Raw genomic sequence first — 20,542 nt, 5'->3', positions numbered from 1 at the left:
GCGCGCTTCAGGAACCGGCCGACCGGTGACCGCCCGCGCGGGCAAGGACGGACCCCGCCGGGACGACACGTCGCACACCCGGCCTAGCGACGAAGGAGACGCCGGCGTACGCGCCGGGCCAGGATCCTGACCAGCTCGGTGGAGCGAACCTTGTGCACCGGCACGCCCACCTTCTCCGGCTTCGCCACCGGCGGAGCCGGCGGCACGGGGTTGAGGGTCGGCACCGCGGCGATCGCGCCGAAGAGCGCCTGCGCCGCCGCCTCCGGGTCCACCAGGGCCGTCGAGGTCGACTCCTCCGCCGCGTCGGGCAACTGCCTGTGCAGCAGTTCCAGGTCACCGATGACGCGTACCCCGGAGCTCGCGATCCGGTTCGCCATCTCGCGGCCCACCGCGACCGCTTCCTCCTGCGCCCACCGCGGAGTCGTCACCCTCGGCTCGTCCGGAACGGGCGTGCGGGCCTCCTTCAGCCGCTGGATTGCGCCGTACCGCACCAGCCTGGAGTAGAAGTTGTCCGGCAGCTCGTCCTGGCCGCGGAACTCGACGTTGAAGCGCCGGACCATCTCGATCTCGCCGAGACTGAGCGACCTGTTCGTGGCCACCGGCACCGCCGGCAGCGTTCCGTCCGGCAGACCGAGCAGCGACTCGAACACCCGCAGCACCATGTCGGGTTGGGAGTCGTCGACCACGACCACGCTCACCCGGTCCCGCCCGACCACCTCGACCCACCGCTCGATCAGCCGATCGTGCCGGTGCCGGCGCCAGAAGCTGGGGTTCGGCTGCTCGTACGGCGGAACCCGCAGCATGTGGTGCAGCCAGTTCTCGTACGTCGTCCGCTGGCCGTTCTGCACGTACTGCTGCCACTGCGAGGGAAGGATCTTCACCAGCGGACGAAGGGTCACCACGACGTGCACCCGCTCGCCGCCGAGGTCCTCGACGATGCGGGCGATCGCTTCGGGTTCGGCCTCGGAGAAGAACTCGCTGCTGATCACGCCGGTCTGCGCGTCGGCGGTCGCCAGGTCCTCGAGCAGCCGGTCCCAGTGGTGCTGCTTCGGCGGGTCGTCGCCCATCATCGAGTGCCGGCCGGTCACGGCGAGCACGGCGTGCATGGGGTGCCGGTCGTAGCTCGGGTAGTAGATGCCCCGCCCGGCCAGCTCCTCGCGGATCTCGAACAGCGCCGCCTGGACGGCAGTCGTCCCCGTCTTGTGCGGTCCGATGTGCAGCAACCGGGCGCCGACCGGCAGCCTCCACTCGTCGACGGGCGGAGCGGACGTCAAGGCGAGTTCGTCTGTCATGGCAAAGGCACGGTAATGCCACATACAAGGGCGAGCTACGTGGGGTGCCTTTCGCGTCCGAATTCGGACACCGATGAGACGCCAGGTGATCGGACCACTGCGGTGAGGAGCAACGGATCGGTCGACCGGACCCGGGTCGCCCCGAGTCGGAGGAGAGTCCGGTCGGCGGTAGCGACAACGACGACTCGAGGCGTAACGAAGCCACGGACAGGCCAGTTGAACAATCCCGAACGATGAGCCGCGGACTCACCCGGCCACCGAGATTGGGCGCAATTGTGCTGTCGCCTGTCAGTTCCGCAGGACACACGCCTCGTCCATGACATGAATACTGGGCGAGAGCGTCTTCACATAGCCCACGCCTGGCTTCTCGTACGCGGTCTCCAGTTGCGACGCGCCGTTGTAATCAGCCGCGACCAGCAGGAGGTGGTACTTACCGTTCGAGTCCTTGTCCGCAGACTGGCCCAAGGTGCCCGTCGCCTGCGTCCACCTACCGTCACTGTCGATGTCGATCGGAGTGCCGGCGATCCAGAAGACCGACTCGTCTCCGCGCACGAGGAGGAACAAGCTTTCATGGCGCTCCATGTGGGCGGTTCCGGCCACGCTGATTCCCTCGTACGGAGCGCGATACACGCAGCCCGTGAGCGGGTCCCGTGGCCTGGCGGTGAAGGCCCCGACGCTGGGCCTCACGGCCTCGACGGCGGCGTGGGAGTCCTGGTAGGCGAGCCAGGAAAACACAGCTGCCGCGACGGCGCCCGTGACGGTTGCGAACCCCACCACGATGGCGCCGACAACCTTCAGTGTCGCCAGTGTCGCTCCATTCATGGCCATCGTCTCTCCCCCCGGAGGAAGCCATTGGTGAGATGAAGCTACGTGCTTGTCCGCTGCACCGGGAACCGAATCTCATCTGGGTGATCAGACTGTGATCAATTTCCGACCCGGTCGCACCACCAAGGCCTCCAGCCCAATAGCCCAATAGCTTCACGGCCCGATGTCAGCGTCGATAATCCGCTGAGTGGATAGTGCAAACTTGCGGGAGAGTCGAGTAAAGACCTCCGCGGAGAAGCTGAGGGAGACGGTCCCGCTGCGCACGATCCGCGCGGGGCCGGTCGCCGGCGCCTGAGACTGCCAACACACTGGCCTTTCGCCGAGCGCACATGAAAACGGCCCCGAACCCAATGGGATTCGAGGCCATTCCGATCTCTTGAGAGATCACATTGGCGGAGGCGGCGGGATTTGAACCCGCGAGAGGGGATGAACCCTCAACCCGCTTAGCAGGCGGGCGCCATAGACCGGACTAGGCGACGCCTCCCCTCGTCCTGGCAGCGCCAGCACGCCGGATCAGGGTAGCGGGCCGGGGCGGAGCCGGGCAAAGCGACCTGCCCGAAGCCACGAACCGCGAGGTCAGATGGCCAATCTCAGGGTGGTGGCGTAGCGTGCGCTGATCCGGGCGTCCGTCGTCTATGCCGGGAAACCGGCCGATTGCGCAGGTCGAACCCGGATAGTCGCACCAAAACGGGCATCACCTGTCACGAACCTGTCCGGAACCGAGGAGAATCCTTCGAACCGGGCAGGCCGATGGCAGCCCGCAGCACAGCAGTAGGACCGAACGACCAACAGGAGCGAACGTGGAGCTCGGCACACCTCGCGACGAGAGCGGACCGGATATCGCACCCGCTGGTGCAACTCCGGGGTCCGCTCACACGTCGTGCCAGGGTGAGAGCCCGCACATTCGCGCCCGAGGGTGGTCCTGGACGGGGGTCCCAGTGGGATTGAATACGGTCCATGTCTGAGCTGGTAAGGGACGAACACGACACGTCGTCGACGCCACCGGTGACCGACCGGCGGCGTCGTCGGCCGGTGTCGTTCACCAGCGCCCTCCTGCTCACGGTCGCCGGCGCGATCGTGCCCGGCCTCGGCCTGCTGGCCGCCGGCCGCCGCCGGCTCGGGGCGGCCGTGCTGGCCGTCGCCGTGGCCCTTCTCGTGTTCATCGCCTGGATCGGGCTCACCCAGCGGCGGTCGCTCCTGCACTGGCTGGTCCAGCCGGACACCCTCCGGGTGATCGGGATCCTCCTGCCCATGGTCGGCCTGGCCTGGATGGTGGTGATCGTCCTCACCTACCGGTCGCTGCGGCCCTGGAACATCAGCCCGTTGCAGCGCATCCTGGGCTCGGCCCTGGTCACCCTCCTGGTGCTGGCCGTACTCACCCCGCTCGCCGTGGGCGGCCGCTACGCCCAGGTGCAACGCGGAGTCGTCCAGGACGTCTTCGCCGGTACGGAGAGCCGGAGTGCCACCCGCCCCAAGAACGTCACCGCGGCCGACCCGTGGGCCGGCCAGGACCGCGTCAACGTCCTGCTGCTCGGCGGCGACGGCGGTAAGGACCGCTCCGGCATCCGGCCGGACAGCATCCAGGTCGCGAGCATCGACACCCACACCGGCAACACCGTGCTGTTCAGCCTGCCGCGCAACCTGGAGAAGGTGCCGTTCCCGCCGGGCTCCTCGCTGGCCAAGGCGTACAAGGGCGGCGTCTACGCCGGGCCGGGCGACCAGCTGGAGTGGATGATCAACTCCATCTACCGCAACGTCCCCGCGCAGCACCCCGGCCTGCTCGACAGCGACAACCCCGGCGCCGACGCCACCAAGCTGGCCGTGGGCCAGGCGCTCGGCCTGAAGCTGGACTACTACGTCCTGATCAACCTGCAGGGCTTCGCGCAGCTGGTCAACGCGCTCGGCGGGATCACCGTCAACATCAACGAGCGGGTGGCCATCGGTGGCGCCACCGACGAGGGCATCAAGCCGTCGGGCTACCTCCACCCGGGCCCCAACCAGCACCTCGACGGCTACCACGCACTGTGGTTCGCCCGCGGCCGCTACGGTGCGGACGACTACCAGCGGATGCTGCGCCAGCGGTGCGCGATGAAGGCGATCATCGACCAGGCCAACCCGGGCACGGTCCTCACGAGGTACGAAGCGATCGCCAAGACGTCGAAGCACATCGTGCTCACCGACATCCCCGGCTCGCTGCTCCCGGCGTTCGTCGACCTGTCGATGAAGGTGAAGGGCGGCGACGTCAAGAGCATCGCCTTCACCAACAAGATCATCAAGCCGTGGAACCCCGACTACAAGCTGATCCACAAGCGGGTGAGCACCGCGCTCGCGGCCAGTGAGAAGGCGCCGCCGACCAAGAAGCCGGCGACCAACCGGACGGTGAAGCCCACGCCGACGCCCAAGCCCTCCGTCAGCGCCACCCCGGACCCGAACGCACCGGCCGACTCCCTCGCCGACGCCTGCGCGTACCGCCCGATCCAGTAGCCGGCCCGGCTCGGTGGCCGGTCCGGTTCGGTAGCTCGGCTCAGTCGAACGGGCGGTAGCCGTGGGCGGTGTTCAGCCGCCCCTGCAACTGCTCCTCCAGCGAACCGACCGGGGCATCCAGCAGCCGGGTGGCGATCAGGCTGCGCCGGCCGTCCGCCAGTGCGACGACGAACACCGCGCCGGCGTCGCCGTCGGACCGGCGTACGTCGGCGACCTCCGACCAGCGCGCCGACCGCACGCTGTCGCGGCGCCAGTTGGTCCGGTTGACGAACCCCTCGTCCGACAGCACCAGCCCCGACCGCCGGCTGAGCAGCGACCAGGCGGCCAGCGCCACGACGATCACGAAGACCGCGAAGAAGATCCACTCCAGCACCACGACGAGGGTGCCGTCGATCGCGGGTACGCCCCGGCGGAGCGCCTCGAGCACCACGGCCAGGGCGAGCCACACGCAGGCCATCCCGAGCATGCGCACCCCGAGCGCCGGGCGCAGGCGGTAGCTGACCGGGGAGCTCGCGCCGGGCGAACCGGGCGTGGGCGAGCCGGGCGTGGAGCCGGACGGGGTCTGTGGGGCGGACATGACACCGGAGTCTGTCACGAGGCCACCATGCCCCCGTCAGGCGTCCGGCCGGCGTCCCGTCGACCCCGTTCGCCTCCCCTGAGGCACGGGACATCCCGCCCGGGCTCGGCTATCTTCGACGAAGTTGATCAAGACACTTGCGACCAGCCGGTCGGAAGGTCGGAAAGGCAGAAGGACATGCGCGATCTCGAGTTCGTTCGCGCAGACGACGGGACGTACCGCCGCCTCTGGGACGACTTCAAGGACGGGTTCACCGTCGGCACGCCAACGGCAAAGTGGTTCTATTTCCGCGCCGGGAGCTTCACCGGTGACGACGGCATGATCACCACCGGCCCCCACGGCCTCACGGTCGTCTCCCCGGGCAGGAATTCGACGACCGGCGACCCCGCGTTCACCCTCACCCTCGCACCGGACAGCCGAAACGGCGGCCTTGCCGGCGGGCTCGACCACGTGAAGTGGCTCGCCTACGCCAACCACACCGCCTCCAGCGGCCATCCCGGCTTCGATGCCGTCACCGGCCAGGTGCTCTCCCTCGAGACCTGGCTGGGGGGACGGACGTACGGAACTCGGTTCCAGCCGTTCGGAGGCGCCGTGGACGACCCGGACGACGACCTGCGGCTCGCTTCGTTCGCGGCGAACCTGATCGACTTCGAGACGTATGCCGTCTTCGACTTCTTCCTTACGAACAAGACCATCTACGCCTTCTACGAGCGCCTCCCGTTCGGCAGGGGTCCGGCGCTCGGAGACAACTACGCGGCCTTCAGTTTTCAGATCCCGGTCGCCGCGAACCATCCGCGGGCGGTGCACCATCTGAGGATCTCCTACGACCGTGCGGCCGGAACCGTGCGCTGGTACGTCGACGAGGAGGAGGTGTTCGGGGTCGACCGCATCGGCTGCCGCATCGACCGCAGATACCTCACCCTCGACCACGGCGGTGAGGACGTGCTCCTGGAGCCGCGACAGCTTGCCTGCGGGATGGGCATGTTCACGTTGCTGGACGGCTACTGCCCGACCGGCACCAGCCTGGTGAAGCTCGGGGACGGCCCCACCGGATACTTCGACCCGAACGTGGGCGAGCCAACGCCGTCGACCTTCGTGGATCCGTCGAGTCTCCCGTCCAGCCGGCTCTTCGGTCAGGGGGCGAGGCTCGACGTTCGTCGCGTGGTGGTCTCGAGCACGGTCGGCACGTGACCCTGGCTCTCGCATCGGGGGTGGTCAGGCGTCCTGGCCGGCGCTCGGTTCGGTAGGGCCGCCGACCAGCGCCTGGAACGCGGGCCGGAGCAGGTCGGTGATCTGCTCCGGCGAGGCGTCGCGAAGGTGGTCCAGCTCGAGCAGGTGACGTCCGGTGGTGACACCCAGCAGGACCGCGACCAGCAGCGCCGACCGCAGCTCGGGGTCCTCGGCGGGAATCACCGCGGCACCCTGGGCGATCTGCCCGGCCAGCGACGCCCGCACCGCCTCGGTCGCCTCCGGGTGGGTGAACGCCGACCGCAGCAGGGGCATGCTGGCGGGCTGCCCGCTCAGCTTGACGCCCAGGATCGACAGCAGCAGCTCGGCGAACTCGGCCGGCTCGGCGGGGAGTTCCTCCTCCGCCGGTACGTGCACGGACTGCCGGAACAGCTGGTCCTTGGAACCGAAGTACTGCATCACCAGCGCCGGGTCGACCCCGGCCGCCCCGGCGACACCCCGGATGGTGGTGCGTTCGTAGCCGCGCTCGGCGAACTCCCGCCGGGCCGAGGCGAGGATCCGCTGCTCGGTCTGCCGGCGGCGCTCGGCCCGGCTGAGCCGGGGACGGTCGGCCGAGTCGGGCGAGCCGGTCTCCTCGGGTTTCCTGGCGGCGCTCATTCTCGTGACTCTACCGGCGTTGACCGAAGCCATGATTTCGCTCTACGCTCGTTGAGATTCAACAATCGTTGAGTGAACGGGAGAGATCATGTCCGAGCCGACAATCGAGCAGACCACCGAGCCGACCTCGGAACCGACCACGGGGCTGACCCCGCGACTGGCCTTCGAGCGGTTCCGGCGCTCGGTCCTGTCCGGCACCACCGACGACTCCGCCGACCAGGCCGAGGACGTCGTGGTCGAGTGGCCGTTCAACCCTCCCGGACGTCCGCACCGGCTCCAGGGCAGATCGCGGCTCGAGGCGCTGACCCGCGCCGGGCGGGCGGCGCTGCCGATGCGCATCGAGGACGTCCCCGTCGTGGCGATCCACGACAGCCTCGACCCCGAGGTGGCGATCGTGGAGTACGAGCTCGCCGGGACGCTCACCGCTACGGGAGAGCGGGTGTCGGGTGCCGTGCTGGTGCTGCTCCGCGTCCGCGACGGGCAGGTCGTGCACGTACGCGAGTACCAGGACGTGGTGGCGATGGCCCAGGCGTTCGGCCGGTTCGACGAACTGGTGGCCGCGGTGAAGGAGGCGGCAGCAGCCGACCCGCCCGATGCCGAGAGCGCTCCTACCCACAGCGCGCACAGCGCGGACAGCGCCGACCCGGCGGGCACCGGGCCGCGGGCCGTCTTCGCCCGCTACCAGCAGGCGGTGCTGGCGAACTCCCGCGAGGAGATGGCCGACCTGTTCGCCCCCGACGGCGTGCAGGAGTTCCCGTTCCGCCTGCCCGGCATCCCGGAGCGGCTGGAGGGCCGGGAGGCCGTGCGTTCCTGGCTCTCCCGGAACGCCGGGCAGCTGATCCGGTTCGAGGCGTACCGCAACGTCGTCGTCCACGACACGACCGACCCGGAGGTGATCGTGGTCGAGCACGACATCGACTGCACCCACCTGCCGACCGGCCGCCCGCTGCGGATGTCGTACGTCTACGTCCTGCGGGTACGCGACGGGCAGATCACCCTGCTGCGCGACTACGCGAACCTGCTGCCCGTGCTCGGTGCCCGCCTGGTCAGCCCTTGATGCCGGTCTCGGCGACGCCCTGCACGAGATAGCGCTGCAGGAACACGAAGATCAGCACCAGCGGAAGGATCGACACCCCGGCGGCCACGAACAGCTCGTGGATGTTGATGGTCTGCGCGGTGACGAACGTCGACAGCGCCACCTGCACGGTCCACGACGAGGAGTCCTGCCCGATCACCAACGGCCACAGGAAGGCGTTCCAGTTGGCGATGAACGTGATCGCGGCGATCGCGGCGCAGAAAGGCAGCGAGTTGGGTACGACGATCAGCCAGAACGTCCGCCAGTAGCCCAGGCCGTCGACCCTGGCCGCTTCCTCGAGCTCCTTGGGGAAGTTGATGAAGTACTGCCGGAACAGGAACGCCGCGAACCCGCTGAACAGCCCCGGGATGATCAGGCCGCGCAGCGAGCTCACCCAGCCGAGCGAGGAGACCAGCACGAAGCTCGGGATGAACGTCACCGCCGCCGGGATCATCAGCGTGGCCACGATGAGGTAGAAGATCTTGTCGGCCGCGCGGTGGGGAATGCGGGCCAGACCGTAGCCGGCCATCGCCGCCAGCAGCAGCTGCCCGCCGGTGCCGAGCACGCCGACGACCGCGGAGTTCCACAGCGCACGCGCCATCGGAACCTCGCTGTCGTTGAAGAGTTCGGCGATGTTCCCCCACTGCAGCGCGCTCGGGAACACCTTCCAGCCGGGCGCGGTGATGTCGGCGTCGGTGGACAGCGCGTTCCGCACGATGAGGTAGAACGGCACCAGGAACACCAGCGTGGTGACCAGCAGCGCCGCCCACCGGGCGATCTTGGCCACCGTCGCCATCGGGCCGCGGCTGTGCCCGATCGGGACGGGTGTTCCGGTGGTGCGTACGGCGGGTTGGGTCGTGGTCGCCATCAGTCCGCCTTACCGAAGCCGAAGATCCTGCTCTGCACCAGCGTGAGGATCATGATGATCACCGCCAGGATGAGTGCGCCGGCACTGCCCCGGCCGAGGTCCTGGATGGAGCCCAGCGAGACGCTGTAGAGATACACCAGTGGCGGCCGGGCGTAGTTGACGTTGCCGACGAGGTTGTAGAACTCGTCGAACGCCTGGTAGGCCGCGATGAGGTTCAGCAGCAGCACCGCAATGGAGGTGGCCCGCAGCTGCGGGAACGTGATGAAGCGGAACACCTGCCAGCCCGGCTTCGCGCCGTCGACGTAGGCCGCTTCGTACAGCTCGGTCGGAATGCGTTGCAGGCCGGCGATGAACAGGATCATGTAGAAGCCGAGCTGCAGCCACAGCCGCACGGTCACCAGCGGGATCCAGTACCACGGCGGGTTGACGGTGCTCAGCCAGGCGATGTTCTCTATGCCGAACCAGCTCAGCACGGTGTTGGCCAGGCCGAACCGCACGCCGTTGAAGATGGACAGCTTCCAGATCAGCGAGGCCACGACGTACGAACACGCGGTGGGCAGGAAGAACACCGAACGGAAGAAGGCGCGTGCCACCCGTACGCCGTTCACCAGCAGCGCCAGGCCGAGCGACAACGCGAAGGTCAGCGGCACGATGAACACCGCGAACACCGTGAAGGTCACCATGCTGGACAGGAAGTTGGGGTCCGTCAGCATGTCCGCGTAGTTGCGCAGCCCCACGAAGTCGGTGGGCGTGACCGTGTTGCGGGCATCGAAGAAACTGAGGAACAAGCTCCACACGATCGGCACGTAGCCGAAGACCAGCAGCCCGACGAGGAACGGTCCGACGAACAGCCAGAAGGCGAGGGAGGAGCCGCGGATGCCGCGGCGCCTCCCCTTGCCCGTCGACGTTTTGGTGCCGTCCGCGGTGGACGACTCGGTGACGGCGCTCATCGCCGCTCAGCCGAACAGCCGGTCGAGCTCTGCCTGGCTGGTCTTCTTCGCCTTCGCCGCCTCCGCGGCCGGGTCGGCGCCCTTCTTGATGATGTTGGTGAGCATGTCGCCGAACGCCGTGCCCATCTTCGGTGTCCAGGCGGGGTTGTCGGTGAAGCCGTTGTCGGCGGCGAGCTTCACCGCTTCGGCGGCGGCGCCGGTCTGTAGCTTCTTCGCCTTTGCCGCAAGGCTCTTGCGGGGCGGGATGTGGAAGCCGTAGCTCAGGCTCCAGTCCTCCTGGAAGTCCGTCTTGTCGATCCACAGCCAGCGGACGAACTTCTTGGCGGCCTCGACGTTCTTGCTCTTCGCGGAGACGAACTGCGTCCAGCCGCCGGAGTAGACCGCGTCCTTGCCCTGCGCGTCCAGCTTCGGGAACGCCATCACGCCGACGTCGTCGCCGAACTTCTTCAGGATGGCGGGCATCGCCCACAGGCCGATCCACTGCATGGCCGCGAGTTCGTTGATGAACGCGCCGGGGTCGGTCCACTCGGTGGGGGCGCCGAGCAACATCGACTTGCTGGCGTACAGCTCGTGCAGTTTGGAGTACGCCTGCAGGGCGCGCTCGCCGGTGAAGTTGGGCTTGTGGTCCTGGGTGAGGTAGGTGCCTCCGGAGGAGTACAACGCGGGACCGCCCATGGCCAGGCCGCCGTCGTTGCCGGCGTACAGGCCCTTCATGTTCTTGTTGGTGAGGGCCTTCGCCGCGGTGATGAGCTCGTCGATCGTCGTCGGCGGCTTGAGTCCGGCCTTGTCCAGCAGGCTCTTGCGGTAGTAGATGAGCTGCGGGTCGTCGATCATCCGGATGCCGTAGAGCTTGCCGTCGACGGTGTTGGTGGTGATGTCGTTGGCGTTGAAGTCGTCCTTGACGTCGCTGATGATGTCGTCGAGGGGTACGACCTGCTTGCTCTGCACCATGGCGATGTTGAGCTGGCTCTCGAAGATGTCCGGGCCCTTGTCGGAGAGCAGTCCGGAGGCGAGCTTCGACGCGTAGTCACCGGGTGTCCACTGCACGTTGACAGCGGCCTTGTCGTACGCCTTGGCGTACTTCAGCGCGGCTTCCTTCGTGCCGGTCTCGCCGTACTGGTGGTACCACTGCGACAACACTGTGTTGCTACCGCCGCCACCGCCGCCGCCCCCGCTCGCCGGGCGTCCGGTGTTCCCGCCACAGGCCGCGGCGAACGCGCCGAGGGCTGCCAGGCCACCCGTACGGCGCAGGAAGGTTCGTCGGCTCCAAGGGCCGGCCGGCTGTGTCGGGGTCATGCGTACACACCTCCGATAAAGAAACGCCGGCCGGAGCGATCACAGCCGGCGACATACGTGCGGACTCCCGGTCACGTCGACCGACGCGGGAGGACACGCTGCCACCGTCGACGGTTCCGCCGGCGACATGAGTGATCTCCCACGTTGGAAAACAGTCGCATTCGGCGGGAATGACGTCAAGAGTTAAATCGTTCGTGCACCGTTTCGTTGTACGCAACGTGCCGGAAACGGGGCGAACCCGCGCCGGGACGGCCCAGATCGCGGAGGCGTGCGATCTGGACCCTCCGAGCACGGGCTCGACGAGGGCACCGGCGCCGGGGCCGACTGGGGCGGTCCCGGCGGATCGGGGCTGTGCGGTGGTTCTGTCGGTGCGGCTGTTCGGTGGTTCGGCTTGCGGCGGTGCGCGGGAACTTCCGGTGGTGCGATGCTGCCGGGTGCTGCGCTGCTGCGAACTCCTGCGAACTTCGTCGTCGGGCGACTCCGCGGTCGGCGTGCCTGTGGTCCGCGCGGCGCCTGCGGCGTACCGGCCGATGATCGTATCGGCGTGGCTACCGCGTCACTTCGTCCGGGCCGTACTCCCGTCCGGGCTCGTCCATCCGGTCGTCGAGCCAGTAGGCCCCGCCGAAACCACCGGTCCCGCCACTCACGCAGAAGACCAGCGGATCGCGGACCTGGTCCCGCCCGACGTCCGGGTCCGGCGCGGTGTACGAGGGTCCGGGAGACCCCTGCGCCGCGGCGAACTCGAACCCGTGTGGTGCCGGCATTGACGCCGCCTTCCGATCTCGTGCAGTACCCCATGGTCACCTGCTCCAATGCCGGTCAGCACCGGTTTCCGCAAATTTGCCACCCAACTTTGCGAGGGATCCCTCATGTTCGCGTCGGCCTGTCGGCGGCTCGGCGGCTGACGGCACGAAGGCCCGGCGCGAGTGCCCGCGCGCGGCGGTCGCGGCGGCGGCGGACGATTCTTCCGCGGAAGAATCGCGGTGCAGCAGAATCCGGAGCGGCGATCCCGTCGTGGATTCTTCCGCGGAAGAATCCGCTGCCGGCCGAGTCAGGCGACCGGTTCAGTCGTGTACGGGGCTCTCGTGCTCGCGGTGGGTGGCCGACTCGATCTGGAACGTCGAGTGCTCCACGTCGAAGTGCCCGGCCAGGCAGGTGCACAGCGCGTCCAGTACCCGTCCGGTGTGGCCGCCGGCCATCGTCGCCTCGTCCACGACGACGTGCGCGGACAGGACGGGCAGGCCGGAGGTGATCGTCCAGGCATGCAGGTCGTGGACGTCGACCACGCCGGGCACGTGCGTGATGTGGTGGCGTACGGCCTCCATGTCCACGCCCCTGGGCACGGCCTCCAGGAGTACGTCGATCGCCTCCCACAGCAGCCCCCAGGCGCGGGGCAGGATCATCAGGGCGACCAGCCCGGACGCGACCGCGTCCGCGCGCTGCCAGCCGGTCAGCGTGATGACCAGCGCCGCGACCACCACCGCGACCGATCCGAGCAGGTCGCCGAGGACCTCGAGGTAGGCGCCGCGGAGGTTCAGGGAGTCCGACTGCGCCCGGTGGAGCAGCAGCAGGGACGCGGTGTTGGCGGCCAGGCCGACCAGCGCGACCACCAGCATCAGCCCGGACTTCACCTCGGGCGGTTCGGACAGCCGCTGCACCGCCTCGACCAGGATGTAGAGCGCGAGGCCGAACAGAATCACGGAGTTGGCCGCGGCGGCCAGGATCTCCGCGCGCTGCCAGCCGAACGTACGCCGGCTCGTCGGCGCGCGCTGGGCCAGCGTCACCGCGCCCAGAGCGAGCACGATGCCGGCGGAGTCGGCCGCCATGTGGCCGGCGTCGGCGAGCAGCGCCAGTGAGCCCGACAGGATGGCGCCGACGACCTGGACCACCAGGACCGACGCGGTGAACAACAGGACGAGCATCAGCCGGCGCCGGTGGCCGCCCGTCGCGGTTCCCTGCGGCGCTGCGTGGCCGTGCCCGTGTCCGTGTCCGGCGGCCATCAGGAGGTCCCTTCCGCACGCGGGGGCCGACGGCCCGGGCGACTTGGACGGCGGTGGGCGCGGACCGGGCCGGACTCCTGCGTCCGCGCGGGCTCGTGGCCGCTGGCGGGGAGGTTCTCGTGCGGCCGGGCCGACCGGGCGAACCCGGGTGCCCGTACGTCGGAGTGCTCGCGTACGTCGGAGTGCTCGCGTACGTCGGAGTCCGCGCAGGTGGTCTGCTCGGCGCCCTCGTTGACCACGGCGAGGAACTCCACCAGGGCGTGCGCGAGGTGCGGGCTGGCCAGGTCGTAGCGGACCTGGCGGCCTTCGGGCGTCGCCGACACCAGGCCGGATCCGCGCAGGAAGGTGAGGTGGTTGGAGACGTTCGGCCTGGTCAGGTCGAGGGTGTCGGCGAGCTGGGCCGGGTAGGCGGGCCCGGCGACCATGGCGAGCAGGATGCGGCAGCGGGTGGGGTCGGCGATCGCCCGGCCGAGCCGGGACATCGCGTCCACGTCCGCCGGGCCGATCGAGGCGGCCTGCGGTCGGTGGGGTCCGGGTGGTGGCGTGCGCACCCGGTCAAGGTACAGCACTCACTGAATTAAGCAAACGCTGAATCATCACCTCCACCCGATTTCGACCGGTACGCCGGTACGCCGGGCCGGTCCGTGGAACGGCCGGCAGGAACGGTCAGCGTGCGAGCCAGCCGCCGTCCACCGGCACGACCGCGCCCGACACGTAGTCCGAGGCGGCCGAGGCCAGGAAGACGGCCACGCCGGCGAGGTCGTCCGGGCGGCCCCAGCGCCCGGCGGGGATCCGTTCCAGGATGGCCCGGCTGCGATCCGGGTCGCCGCGCAGCGCCTCGGTGTTGTCGGTGGCGAAGTAGCCGGGCGCGATCGCGTTGACGTTCACGCCGTACGGAGCCCACTCGTTGGCCAGCGCCCGGGTCAGCCCGGCCAGCCCGCTCTTCGCGGCGGTGTACGCGGCGACGTTGATCCCGCCCTGGAAGCTCAGCACCGACCCCGTGAAGATCACCTTCCCGGCGCGGCGGCGCAGCATCGGCCGGCCGAGCTCGCGGGTGAGGGCGAACTGCGCGGTCAGGTCGACCGCGAGGACCTCGTCCCAGTCGGCGTCGGCGTAGTCGACGGCGGGCGAGCGCCGGATCGTGCCGGCGTTGTTGACCAGGATGTCCACCGGTCGGTCCCGGCCGGCGAGCTCCCGCCCGAACTCCGTCACCGCCGTACGGTCGGCGAAGTCGACCCGGTGCCCCTCGAAGGAGCGGCCGAGCGAGGTCACCGCCCGCTCCACCTCGCTGCCGCTGGCCTGGAGCCGCGAGCTCACCCCGATCACGTCGGCGCCTGCGGCGGCCAGCGCCCGGGCCATCGCCAGCCCGAGCCCGCGGTTGGCGCCGGTGACCAGTGCCAGCTTCCCCGTCAGGTCGAAGATCCCGCCCGTGCCGGACGAGGCACCGGAAGAGTCGCTCACGAGGCGTCCTGGCAGTCGATCAGCACCTTCATCACGCCGCCGCCGGACTCCAGCGCGTCGAACGCCGCGCTCGCGCCGGACAGCGGGACCACCCGCGAGATCAGCTCCTTGGCCGGCACCTGCCGGTCGGCCACCAACGTGACGGCGAACTCGAAGTCGTCCCGGGTGTAGACGCGGGTGCCGAGGACGGACAGCTCCCGCAGGAAGACCTGGTTGAGGTCGACCAGCCGCGGCTCGGAGTGGATGGCCACGACCACCATCGTGCCGCGTACGCCGAGCACGTCGGTGGCGGTGCGGACGCCGGCCGGCGCTCCGGACACCTCGAACGAGACGGGGGCGCCGGCGCCGGAGGTCCATTCCGCGACGTACGCGCCGACGTCAGTGCGGCTCGGGTCGACGACGGTGAGGCCGAGGCGCTCGGCCGTCGCCTGGCGGTGCGGGTCGAGTTCGAGCAGGACGACCTCGCTCCCCTGCGCCTCCGCGACCCGGGCGATCAGCACCCCGATCGGCCCGCCGCCCACGACGACCGCCTTCTCGCCGGGCGCGAGGCCGGACCGGCGTACGTCGTGCACCGCGACCGCGGTCGGTTCCACCAGCGCGGCGACGTCCAGCGGCAGGTCGGCGGGCAGTCCGACCACGACGTCCGCCGGCACCGTCCAGCTTCCCTGCATCGCGCCCGGGATGTCGACGCCGATGACCTTCAGCGTCTGGCACACGTGGGTGTGGCCGGCCCGGCACGCGGCGCAGGTGCCGCACCAGCGCAGCGGCATCACCGTCACCGGGTCGCCGACCTGCCGGTCCGTGACGCCCTCGCCGACGGCGGCGATCCGGCCCGACGACTCGTGGCCGAGCACCGCCTTGGCCGGCACGCGGTGGTCCATCGCCCCGTGCCGGATGTGCAGGTCGGTGCCGCAGATTCCGGCGTACGCCACCTCGATCTCCACCTCGCCCGGCCCGGGCGGAACCCGTTCGCGGTCCTCCACGATCAGGTTCGGGTCACCGGTGTACAGGGCCGCGCGCATGCGATCTCCTTCGCCGTCTGGATGGGTCCCGGTCCAGGGTCCGCACGCTGCCTCCACGTGCGCCCACGTCCGCCGTTGGAGTGCACCACACCGGCGCATTTCCGGCCAAGCCGGTGTCCGGCGCCGGTACGGCCCCGCACCGGCGGGGTAGCGGGAATGTTGACGCTTCAACTATCGTTCAGCGTGGCAGGACCGGCCGCCAGCCGGGCGGCAGGCCCCCACCGATCCAAGGAGTGACCATGCCCGCGGTCAGCGTCGACAACATCCTCGTGCTGCCTCGCCTGCCCAAGGTCGACCCGGCCATCGCCACGGAGCGGAAGGTCACGTCCGTGACGACCGCCCCGAGCGGGTTCGAGGGCGAGGGCTTCCCGGTCCGCCGGGCGTTCGCCGGCGTCGACCTGGGTCAGCTCGACCCGTTCATCCACATGGACCAGATGGGTGAGGTGGAGTACGCGCCGGGTGAGCCGAAGGGAACGCCCTGGCACCCGCACCGCGGCTTCGAGACCGTGACGTACATGATCGACGGCACCCTGCGGCACCAGGACTCCAACGGCGGTGGCGGCCTGATCAGCGACGGCGACACCCAGTGGATGACCGCCGGTGGCGGCCTGCTGCACATCGAGGCCCCGCCGGAGGAGGTCGTGATGAGCGGCGGCCTGTTCCACGGCTTCCAGCTGTGGGTCAACCTGCCCGGCCGGCTGAAGATGACCGCGCCGCGCTACCAGGACATCCACCGGGGCGACGTGGGCCTGGTCAGCTCCCACGACGGCGGCGCGCTGCTGCGCGTCATCGCCGGCGAGGTGGGCGGGCACAAGGGGCCCGGCGTCACGCACACGCCGATCGCCCTGCTGCACGCCACCGTCTCCCCCGGCGCGCAGGTCCGGCTGCCGTGGCGGGCCGACTTCAACGCGCTGGTGTACGTGCTGAACGGCACCGGCACCGTCGGCGCCAACCGTCGTCCGATCCGCAGTGGCCAGCTCGCGGTGTTCGGTCCCGGTGACGTGGTGACGCTGGACGCCGACCAGAACCAGGAGAGCCGCAGCCCGGCGCTGGACGTCCTGGTCCTCGGCGGGCAGCCGATCCGGGAGCCGGTCGCGGCGTACGGCCCGTTCGTCATGAACACCCGCCAGGAGCTCCTGCAGGCGTTCGAGGACTTCCAGGCCGGCCGGCTGGGCACCATTCCCGCCCAGCCGCACCCCGGTCACGACGTGCTCTGAGAACGAGCTCCGAGAATGTGCTCCGAGAATGTGCTCTGAGTACGCCTGAGCCGCCTGCTCGCTACGACCCTCGCCGGGTCGGCGCCCTCCGGGGTCGCCGGCCCGGCGAGCTCGTTCCGGCGGCCAGCGCCAGCAGCCGGGCGGCCGGACCGCTCGGGTCGCGACCGGGCAGCCACACCGCGCGGAACCGGCGTTCGAACCGCAGGTCGCGGACGGCCACCGCGGCCAGCCGTCCGTCCGCGAGCTCCGCGCCCACCGCGAGCGCACTGAGCACACCCGGCCCTTCCCCGGCCATCACCGCCGCCTTGATCGCGGTGGTGGAGCCGAGTTCGAGACCCGCGTGAACGTGGTGCCCCGCCGCTGCGAGCCGGCGGACGAACACGTCCCGCGTACCCGACCCTTCCTCCCGCAGCACCAGCCGGGCCGCGGCCAGCTCGTCCGGGCGTACTCCGGCGGCGCGGCGGGACCACCTGTGACCCGGCGCCACCACGACCAGCAGTTCGTCCGCGCCGACCGTGCGCGACCGCAGGCCGGTCGGCACCGACGTTCCCTCGACGAAGCCGAGGTCGGCGCGCCGGTCGCGGACCATCGCGGCGACCTGCTCGGAGTTGCCGACGCGGAGTGCGACGTCCAGCTCGGGCTCGGCGGTGTGCAGCCGGGCCAGCCAGCCGGGTACGAAGTACTCCGCGACGGTCATCGACGCGGCCAGCCGTAGCTGGCTGGACTGTTCCGCCCGCAGGGCGGCCACGCCGAGGGCGAGTTCGCGGGACGCGTCCAGCACCGGCCGGGCCCAGTCGACGACCGCGGCACCGGCCGGGGTGAGCGTCGAACCGACCGTGGAGCGCTCCAGCAGCCGCAGCCCGAGCCGGCGTTCGAGTCCGCGCAGCCGCTGGCTCACCGCGGGCTGGCTGATGCCGTGCAACCCGGCCGCCTGCCGCAGGCTGCCGGTCTCCGCCACCGTGACCAGCAGGTGCAGGGTCGCGACCTCGGGGAGTTCGAGCACACCGCGAGCATAGAAGACCGGGGGCCGGTCGAAGCTGCGATAAGGCTGCCTTATCACCTGCCCGGCAGACGACGGCTACCACGGACGCCGGATCACCCGCATCGTGAGAGGCGAGTCAGTAGGCCCGGAAACCCGGTCGGCCGGGAAAGCGATCAGCCGGGAAAGCGGTCGGAAGAGCGGATCGGAAAGGGACAGCGTGGCCACGGACGTGCGGAACCCTCCGGCTCAGGCACCCACCACGCGGGCGCCCGCAGCGGGGTCACCTCGTACGACAGTGAGCCCGGCGGGGGCTGCGGGTCCGGCAGGTCCGGCGCGTCCGGCGCGTCCGGCCGGCACGGTCGTCCTGGCGGGCCTGGTGATCCTGGCGACGGCTCTCGTGGCCACGGTGCTCGGCGGCCACGTCCCGGTGGTCGGCGCACCGGTGGTGGCGCTGGCGCTCGGCGTACTTCTCGGCGGCGCCTGCCCTCCGGTGGCACGACTGCGCCCGCGGATGGCACTCCCTGGACGCTGGTGCCTGCAGGCCGCAGTGGTGGTACTCGGCACGAGCCTGTCGCTGCGGCAGATCGCCGACACCGGCCTGGCGTCGCTGCCGGTGCTGGCGGGGACCCTCGGCGTCGCCCTGGTGGCGACCCCGCTACTGGGGCGCGCACTCGGTGTCAACGGCCGCTTGCGCACGCTCGTCGGCGCCGGCACCGCGATCTGTGGCGCCTCCGCCATCGCCGCCACGGCGGGCGTCATCGCGGTCACCGAGGCCGAGATCGCCTACGCCGTCGCCACCATCTTCGCGTTCAACATCGCCGCCGTGGTGGTCTTTCCCGTCCTCGGCCACCTGCTCGACCTGTCCCCCGCGGGCTTCGGCCTGTGGGCGGGCAGCGCGGTCAACGACACGTCCTCGGTCGTCGCGGTGGGGTACGCGTTCGGCGCCGCCGCCGGAACCCATGCCGTCGTGGTGAAACTGACCCGTACGCTCGCGATCGTTCCACTCACGCTCGGTCTCGCGTTCGTCCAGGCCCGAGCCGACCGTGCGGCCCGAGCCGACCGTGCGGCCCGAGCCGACCGAGCAGACCACGCTGCCCAAGTTGCTCCAACCGGCCGAACGCTTCCTCGGCTGCGACAGGTGGTGCCCGGCTTCGTCGTGCTGTTCGCCGTCGCCGCCCTGGCGAACAGCCTGGGCCTGGTCCCGTCGACCGTCCACGAACCGCTCGGCCACGTCGCGGCGTTCCTCGTCACGGCCGCGCTCGCCGCGGTCGGCCTCGGCACCCGGCTGGGTGAGCTGCGAGCGACCGGGCCGCGGCCACTGCTGCTGGGCGCACTGCTGTGGGTGTGCGTCGCCGGCACCGCCCTGCTTCTCCAGGCCGCGACCGGCCAGTGGTGACGGAAGGATCGCAGCTGTCAAGCCACCCTTGACGCAACGGGTTTCGCCGTGGGGTCCGGCGGCTTCACCGTACGGCACGACACGACGCCGGACGGCGACCCCACGGGTGGCACGCGGGGGACGTCGACAGCCGAGCACGGGGCGATCATGCTGATTCCGTACGGCGATTCGGTGCTGTCGTGCTTCGGGGCGGCGAGAAGTCTAGGGTGTGCCGGGGCACGCCCCAGACTCACCGGCCGGTGGGCCACGGATCCGGACGAAGGATGGGTCGCAGATGCTGGTCATCGCCAACAAGGACGCCGGCAGCACCGAACCCGAGGAGATCGAGCGGGCGCTGGAGGTGCTCCGCGCCGACGGCCCGACCGAACTGGTCTACTGCCAGAGCCGCGACCACCTCCAGGAATGCCTCGACGCCCGGGCCGGCCGGCCCGTCGTGGTCATCGGCGGCGACGGTTCGCTGCACACCACGGTTTCCGCGCTGTACGCACGGGGCGAGCTCGCCGACACCCCGCTCGGCCTGATCCCGCTGGGCACCGGCAACGACCTCGCCCGCGGGCTGGACATCCCGCTCGACGCGGCAGAGGCCGCGGAGATCATCCGCGCCGGTGCGTTGCGGCCGATGGACCTGATCGCCGACGACAGCGGCGGCGTGGTCGTCAACGCCGTGCACGTCGGCGCGGGCGCGGAGGCCGCCCAGGCGGCGCATCCGCTGAAGCCGCGCCTCGGCCCCCTGGCGTTTCCGCTGGGCGCGATCGTCGCCGGCCTGCGGACGAAGGGATGGCGCCTCACCGTGGTCGTCGACGGGCGCACGGTCGCCCGGCCCCGGCACAAGACCCTCATGGTGGGCCTGGCGAACGCCCCGAGCATCGCCGGCGGCACCGCGCAACTCTCACCCGGAGCCGTCCCGCACGACGGGCAGGTCGACGTCGTGGTGTCGCACTCGGTGGGCCGGCTCGCCCGGCTGGGCTACGCCCTGCACCTGACCCGCGGCCGGCACACCAGCCGCGACGACGTCGTGTCGCTGCGGGGACGTGAGGTCGTGGTGTCCGGCGAGGAGTTCTTCATCAACGCCGACGGCGAGGTGACCGGTCCACGGCGGCACACCTCGTGGCGGGTCCTGCCGGGCGCCTGGCGGATGTACCTCCCCAGTGGCACGCCGACCGAAGCCGACCCCGACCCCACCACGGCCGCGGCGGCGGGCGACCAGCGGACCGGCTGACAGCCTGATCACGTCGCGATCGACGGCGGACAT

The 20,542-nt window shown here is 70.4% G+C and carries 19 protein-coding genes and 1 tRNA gene; 6 read left to right on the top strand and 14 right to left on the bottom strand.

The window, feature by feature from the left end; all coding sequences use genetic code 11:
* Positions 1-83: 83 nt before the first annotated feature.
* The 3 genes from FHR37_RS29115 to FHR37_RS29105 all read right to left on the bottom strand — a co-directional run bounded on the left by FHR37_RS29115 (position 84) and on the right by FHR37_RS29105 (position 2,601).
* On the bottom strand, positions 84-1,292 hold the full coding sequence (locus FHR37_RS29115) for a hypothetical protein (protein WP_092886391.1): 1,209 nt from the start codon (positions 1,290-1,292) through the stop codon (positions 84-86).
* Between the two features lie 288 nt (positions 1,293-1,580).
* Positions 1,581-2,120 (bottom strand): hypothetical protein, encoded by a 540-nt coding sequence (locus FHR37_RS29110; protein WP_139239101.1) that lies wholly within the window; start codon positions 2,118-2,120, stop codon positions 1,581-1,583.
* Positions 2,121-2,507: 387 nt separating this feature from the next.
* Positions 2,508-2,601, bottom strand: a tRNA-Ser gene (locus FHR37_RS29105).
* 473 nt (positions 2,602-3,074) lie between these two features.
* On the opposite strand from FHR37_RS29105, the gene FHR37_RS29100 reads away from it, so the two are divergent.
* The gene (locus FHR37_RS29100) at positions 3,075-4,601 is read left to right on the top strand and encodes an LCP family protein (protein WP_202884575.1); all 1,527 of its coding nucleotides are present in this window, start codon (positions 3,075-3,077) and stop codon (positions 4,599-4,601) included.
* Between the two features lie 40 nt (positions 4,602-4,641).
* Here FHR37_RS29100 and FHR37_RS29095 read toward each other — a convergent pair whose 3' ends face one another.
* Positions 4,642-5,178 (bottom strand): hypothetical protein, encoded by a 537-nt coding sequence (locus tag FHR37_RS29095; RefSeq protein WP_092886395.1) that lies wholly within the window; start codon positions 5,176-5,178, stop codon positions 4,642-4,644.
* Positions 5,179-5,355: 177 nt separating this feature from the next.
* Between FHR37_RS29095 and FHR37_RS29090 the strand changes: the two genes are divergently transcribed.
* Entirely contained in the window at positions 5,356-6,369 is a 1,014-nt protein-coding gene (locus FHR37_RS29090; protein ID WP_092886397.1) for a DUF6081 family protein, read from the top strand.
* Positions 6,370-6,393: 24 nt separating this feature from the next.
* On the opposite strand, the gene FHR37_RS29085 is transcribed toward FHR37_RS29090, so the two are convergent.
* Entirely contained in the window at positions 6,394-7,023 is a 630-nt protein-coding gene (locus FHR37_RS29085) for a TetR/AcrR family transcriptional regulator (RefSeq protein ID WP_092886399.1), read from the bottom strand.
* 88 nt (positions 7,024-7,111) lie between these two features.
* On the opposite strand from FHR37_RS29085, the gene FHR37_RS29080 reads away from it, so the two are divergent.
* Positions 7,112-8,080 carry a nuclear transport factor 2 family protein gene (locus FHR37_RS29080; protein ID WP_175542693.1) on the top strand — a complete coding sequence of 323 codons (969 nt, stop codon included), beginning with the start codon at positions 7,112-7,114 and terminating at the stop codon, positions 8,078-8,080.
* On the opposite strand, the gene FHR37_RS29075 is transcribed toward FHR37_RS29080, so the two are convergent.
* From FHR37_RS29075 to FHR37_RS29040, 8 genes are all read right to left on the bottom strand, one after another.
* Positions 8,070-8,966, bottom strand: a complete 897-nt coding sequence (locus FHR37_RS29075) for a carbohydrate ABC transporter permease (RefSeq protein ID WP_175542694.1) — start codon at positions 8,964-8,966, stop codon at positions 8,070-8,072. The two genes, FHR37_RS29080 and FHR37_RS29075, sit on opposite strands and share 11 nt — an antisense overlap.
* Entirely contained in the window at positions 8,966-9,916 is a 951-nt protein-coding gene (locus FHR37_RS29070) for a carbohydrate ABC transporter permease (RefSeq protein ID WP_092886401.1), read from the bottom strand. The genes FHR37_RS29075 and FHR37_RS29070 overlap by 1 nt, the downstream gene beginning before the upstream one ends.
* A 6-nt stretch (positions 9,917-9,922) precedes the next feature.
* Positions 9,923-11,212, bottom strand: a complete 1,290-nt coding sequence (locus FHR37_RS29065) for an ABC transporter substrate-binding protein (protein WP_092886403.1) — start codon at positions 11,210-11,212, stop codon at positions 9,923-9,925.
* A 548-nt stretch (positions 11,213-11,760) separates the two neighbouring features.
* Positions 11,761-11,976 (bottom strand): hypothetical protein, encoded by a 216-nt coding sequence (locus FHR37_RS29060; protein ID WP_092886405.1) that lies wholly within the window; start codon positions 11,974-11,976, stop codon positions 11,761-11,763.
* 300 nt (positions 11,977-12,276) lie between these two features.
* On the bottom strand, positions 12,277-13,212 hold the full coding sequence (locus FHR37_RS29055; RefSeq protein ID WP_092886407.1) for a cation diffusion facilitator family transporter: 936 nt from the start codon (positions 13,210-13,212) through the stop codon (positions 12,277-12,279).
* The gene (locus FHR37_RS33610; protein WP_456237023.1) at positions 13,212-13,763 is read right to left on the bottom strand and encodes an ArsR/SmtB family transcription factor; all 552 of its coding nucleotides are present in this window, start codon (positions 13,761-13,763) and stop codon (positions 13,212-13,214) included. The genes FHR37_RS29055 and FHR37_RS33610 overlap by 1 nt, the downstream gene beginning before the upstream one ends.
* A 115-nt stretch (positions 13,764-13,878) precedes the next feature.
* Positions 13,879-14,673 carry an SDR family oxidoreductase gene (locus FHR37_RS29045; RefSeq protein ID WP_237768979.1) on the bottom strand — a complete coding sequence of 265 codons (795 nt, stop codon included), beginning with the start codon at positions 14,671-14,673 and terminating at the stop codon, positions 13,879-13,881.
* Complete coding sequence (locus tag FHR37_RS29040; protein ID WP_092886409.1) at positions 14,670-15,695, bottom strand: zinc-dependent alcohol dehydrogenase; 1,026 nt, start codon at positions 15,693-15,695, stop codon at positions 14,670-14,672. The genes FHR37_RS29045 and FHR37_RS29040 overlap by 4 nt, the downstream gene beginning before the upstream one ends.
* Before the next feature lie 239 nt (positions 15,696-15,934).
* Here FHR37_RS29040 and FHR37_RS29035 point away from each other — a divergent pair, with 239 nt between their 5' ends.
* The gene (locus tag FHR37_RS29035; protein ID WP_092886669.1) at positions 15,935-16,912 is read left to right on the top strand and encodes a pirin family protein; all 978 of its coding nucleotides are present in this window, start codon (positions 15,935-15,937) and stop codon (positions 16,910-16,912) included.
* Between the two features lie 61 nt (positions 16,913-16,973).
* Here FHR37_RS29035 and FHR37_RS29030 read toward each other — a convergent pair whose 3' ends face one another.
* Positions 16,974-17,915: a LysR family transcriptional regulator gene (locus FHR37_RS29030; RefSeq protein ID WP_092886411.1), complete on the bottom strand. Its 942-nt coding sequence runs from the start codon at positions 17,913-17,915 to the stop codon at positions 16,974-16,976.
* 274 nt (positions 17,916-18,189) lie between these two features.
* Here FHR37_RS29030 and FHR37_RS29025 point away from each other — a divergent pair, with 274 nt between their 5' ends.
* Together FHR37_RS29025 and FHR37_RS29020 are read left to right on the top strand one after the other, a co-directional pair.
* Positions 18,190-19,290, top strand: coding sequence for a YeiH family protein (locus FHR37_RS29025; RefSeq protein WP_237768980.1), 1,101 nt, complete (start codon positions 18,190-18,192; stop codon positions 19,288-19,290).
* Positions 19,291-19,564: 274 nt separating this feature from the next.
* On the top strand, positions 19,565-20,509 hold the full coding sequence (locus FHR37_RS29020) for a diacylglycerol/lipid kinase family protein (protein WP_092886413.1): 945 nt from the start codon (positions 19,565-19,567) through the stop codon (positions 20,507-20,509).
* The last annotated feature ends 33 nt before the right edge of the window (positions 20,510-20,542 follow it).

The organism is Actinopolymorpha cephalotaxi, assembly GCF_013408535.1.
Classification (GTDB): Bacteria; Actinomycetota; Actinomycetes; order Propionibacteriales; family Actinopolymorphaceae; genus Actinopolymorpha; species Actinopolymorpha cephalotaxi.
This window is presented reverse-complemented; position numbering and strand designations above follow the sequence as displayed.

Excerpts from the sequence above, each read along its gene's own strand:
- FHR37_RS29065 (WP_092886403.1), bottom strand. The coding sequence starts at position 11,212 with ATGACCCCGACACAGCCGGCCGGCCCTTGGAGCCGACGAACCTTCCTG.
- FHR37_RS29075 (WP_175542694.1), bottom strand. The coding sequence starts at position 8,966 with ATGGCGACCACGACCCAACCCGCCGTACGCACCACCGGAACACCCGTC.
- FHR37_RS29060 (WP_092886405.1), bottom strand. The coding sequence starts at position 11,976 with ATGCCGGCACCACACGGGTTCGAGTTCGCCGCGGCGCAGGGGTCTCCC.
- FHR37_RS29115 (WP_092886391.1), bottom strand. The coding sequence starts at position 1,292 with ATGACAGACGAACTCGCCTTGACGTCCGCTCCGCCCGTCGACGAGTGG.
- FHR37_RS29080 (WP_175542693.1), top strand. The coding sequence starts at position 7,112 with ATGTCCGAGCCGACAATCGAGCAGACCACCGAGCCGACCTCGGAACCG.
- FHR37_RS29100 (WP_202884575.1), top strand. The coding sequence starts at position 3,075 with ATGTCTGAGCTGGTAAGGGACGAACACGACACGTCGTCGACGCCACCG.
- FHR37_RS29035 (WP_092886669.1), top strand. The coding sequence starts at position 15,935 with ATGCCCGCGGTCAGCGTCGACAACATCCTCGTGCTGCCTCGCCTGCCC.
- FHR37_RS29095 (WP_092886395.1), bottom strand. The coding sequence starts at position 5,178 with ATGTCCGCCCCACAGACCCCGTCCGGCTCCACGCCCGGCTCGCCCACG.
- FHR37_RS29070 (WP_092886401.1), bottom strand. The coding sequence starts at position 9,916 with ATGAGCGCCGTCACCGAGTCGTCCACCGCGGACGGCACCAAAACGTCG.
- FHR37_RS29020 (WP_092886413.1), top strand. The coding sequence starts at position 19,565 with ATGCTGGTCATCGCCAACAAGGACGCCGGCAGCACCGAACCCGAGGAG.
- FHR37_RS29090 (WP_092886397.1), top strand. The coding sequence starts at position 5,356 with ATGCGCGATCTCGAGTTCGTTCGCGCAGACGACGGGACGTACCGCCGC.
- FHR37_RS29085 (WP_092886399.1), bottom strand. The coding sequence starts at position 7,023 with ATGAGCGCCGCCAGGAAACCCGAGGAGACCGGCTCGCCCGACTCGGCC.
- FHR37_RS29055 (WP_092886407.1), bottom strand. The coding sequence starts at position 13,212 with ATGGCCGCCGGACACGGACACGGGCACGGCCACGCAGCGCCGCAGGGA.
- FHR37_RS29040 (WP_092886409.1), bottom strand. The coding sequence starts at position 15,695 with ATGCGCGCGGCCCTGTACACCGGTGACCCGAACCTGATCGTGGAGGAC.
- FHR37_RS29110 (WP_139239101.1), bottom strand. The coding sequence starts at position 2,120 with ATGGCCATGAATGGAGCGACACTGGCGACACTGAAGGTTGTCGGCGCC.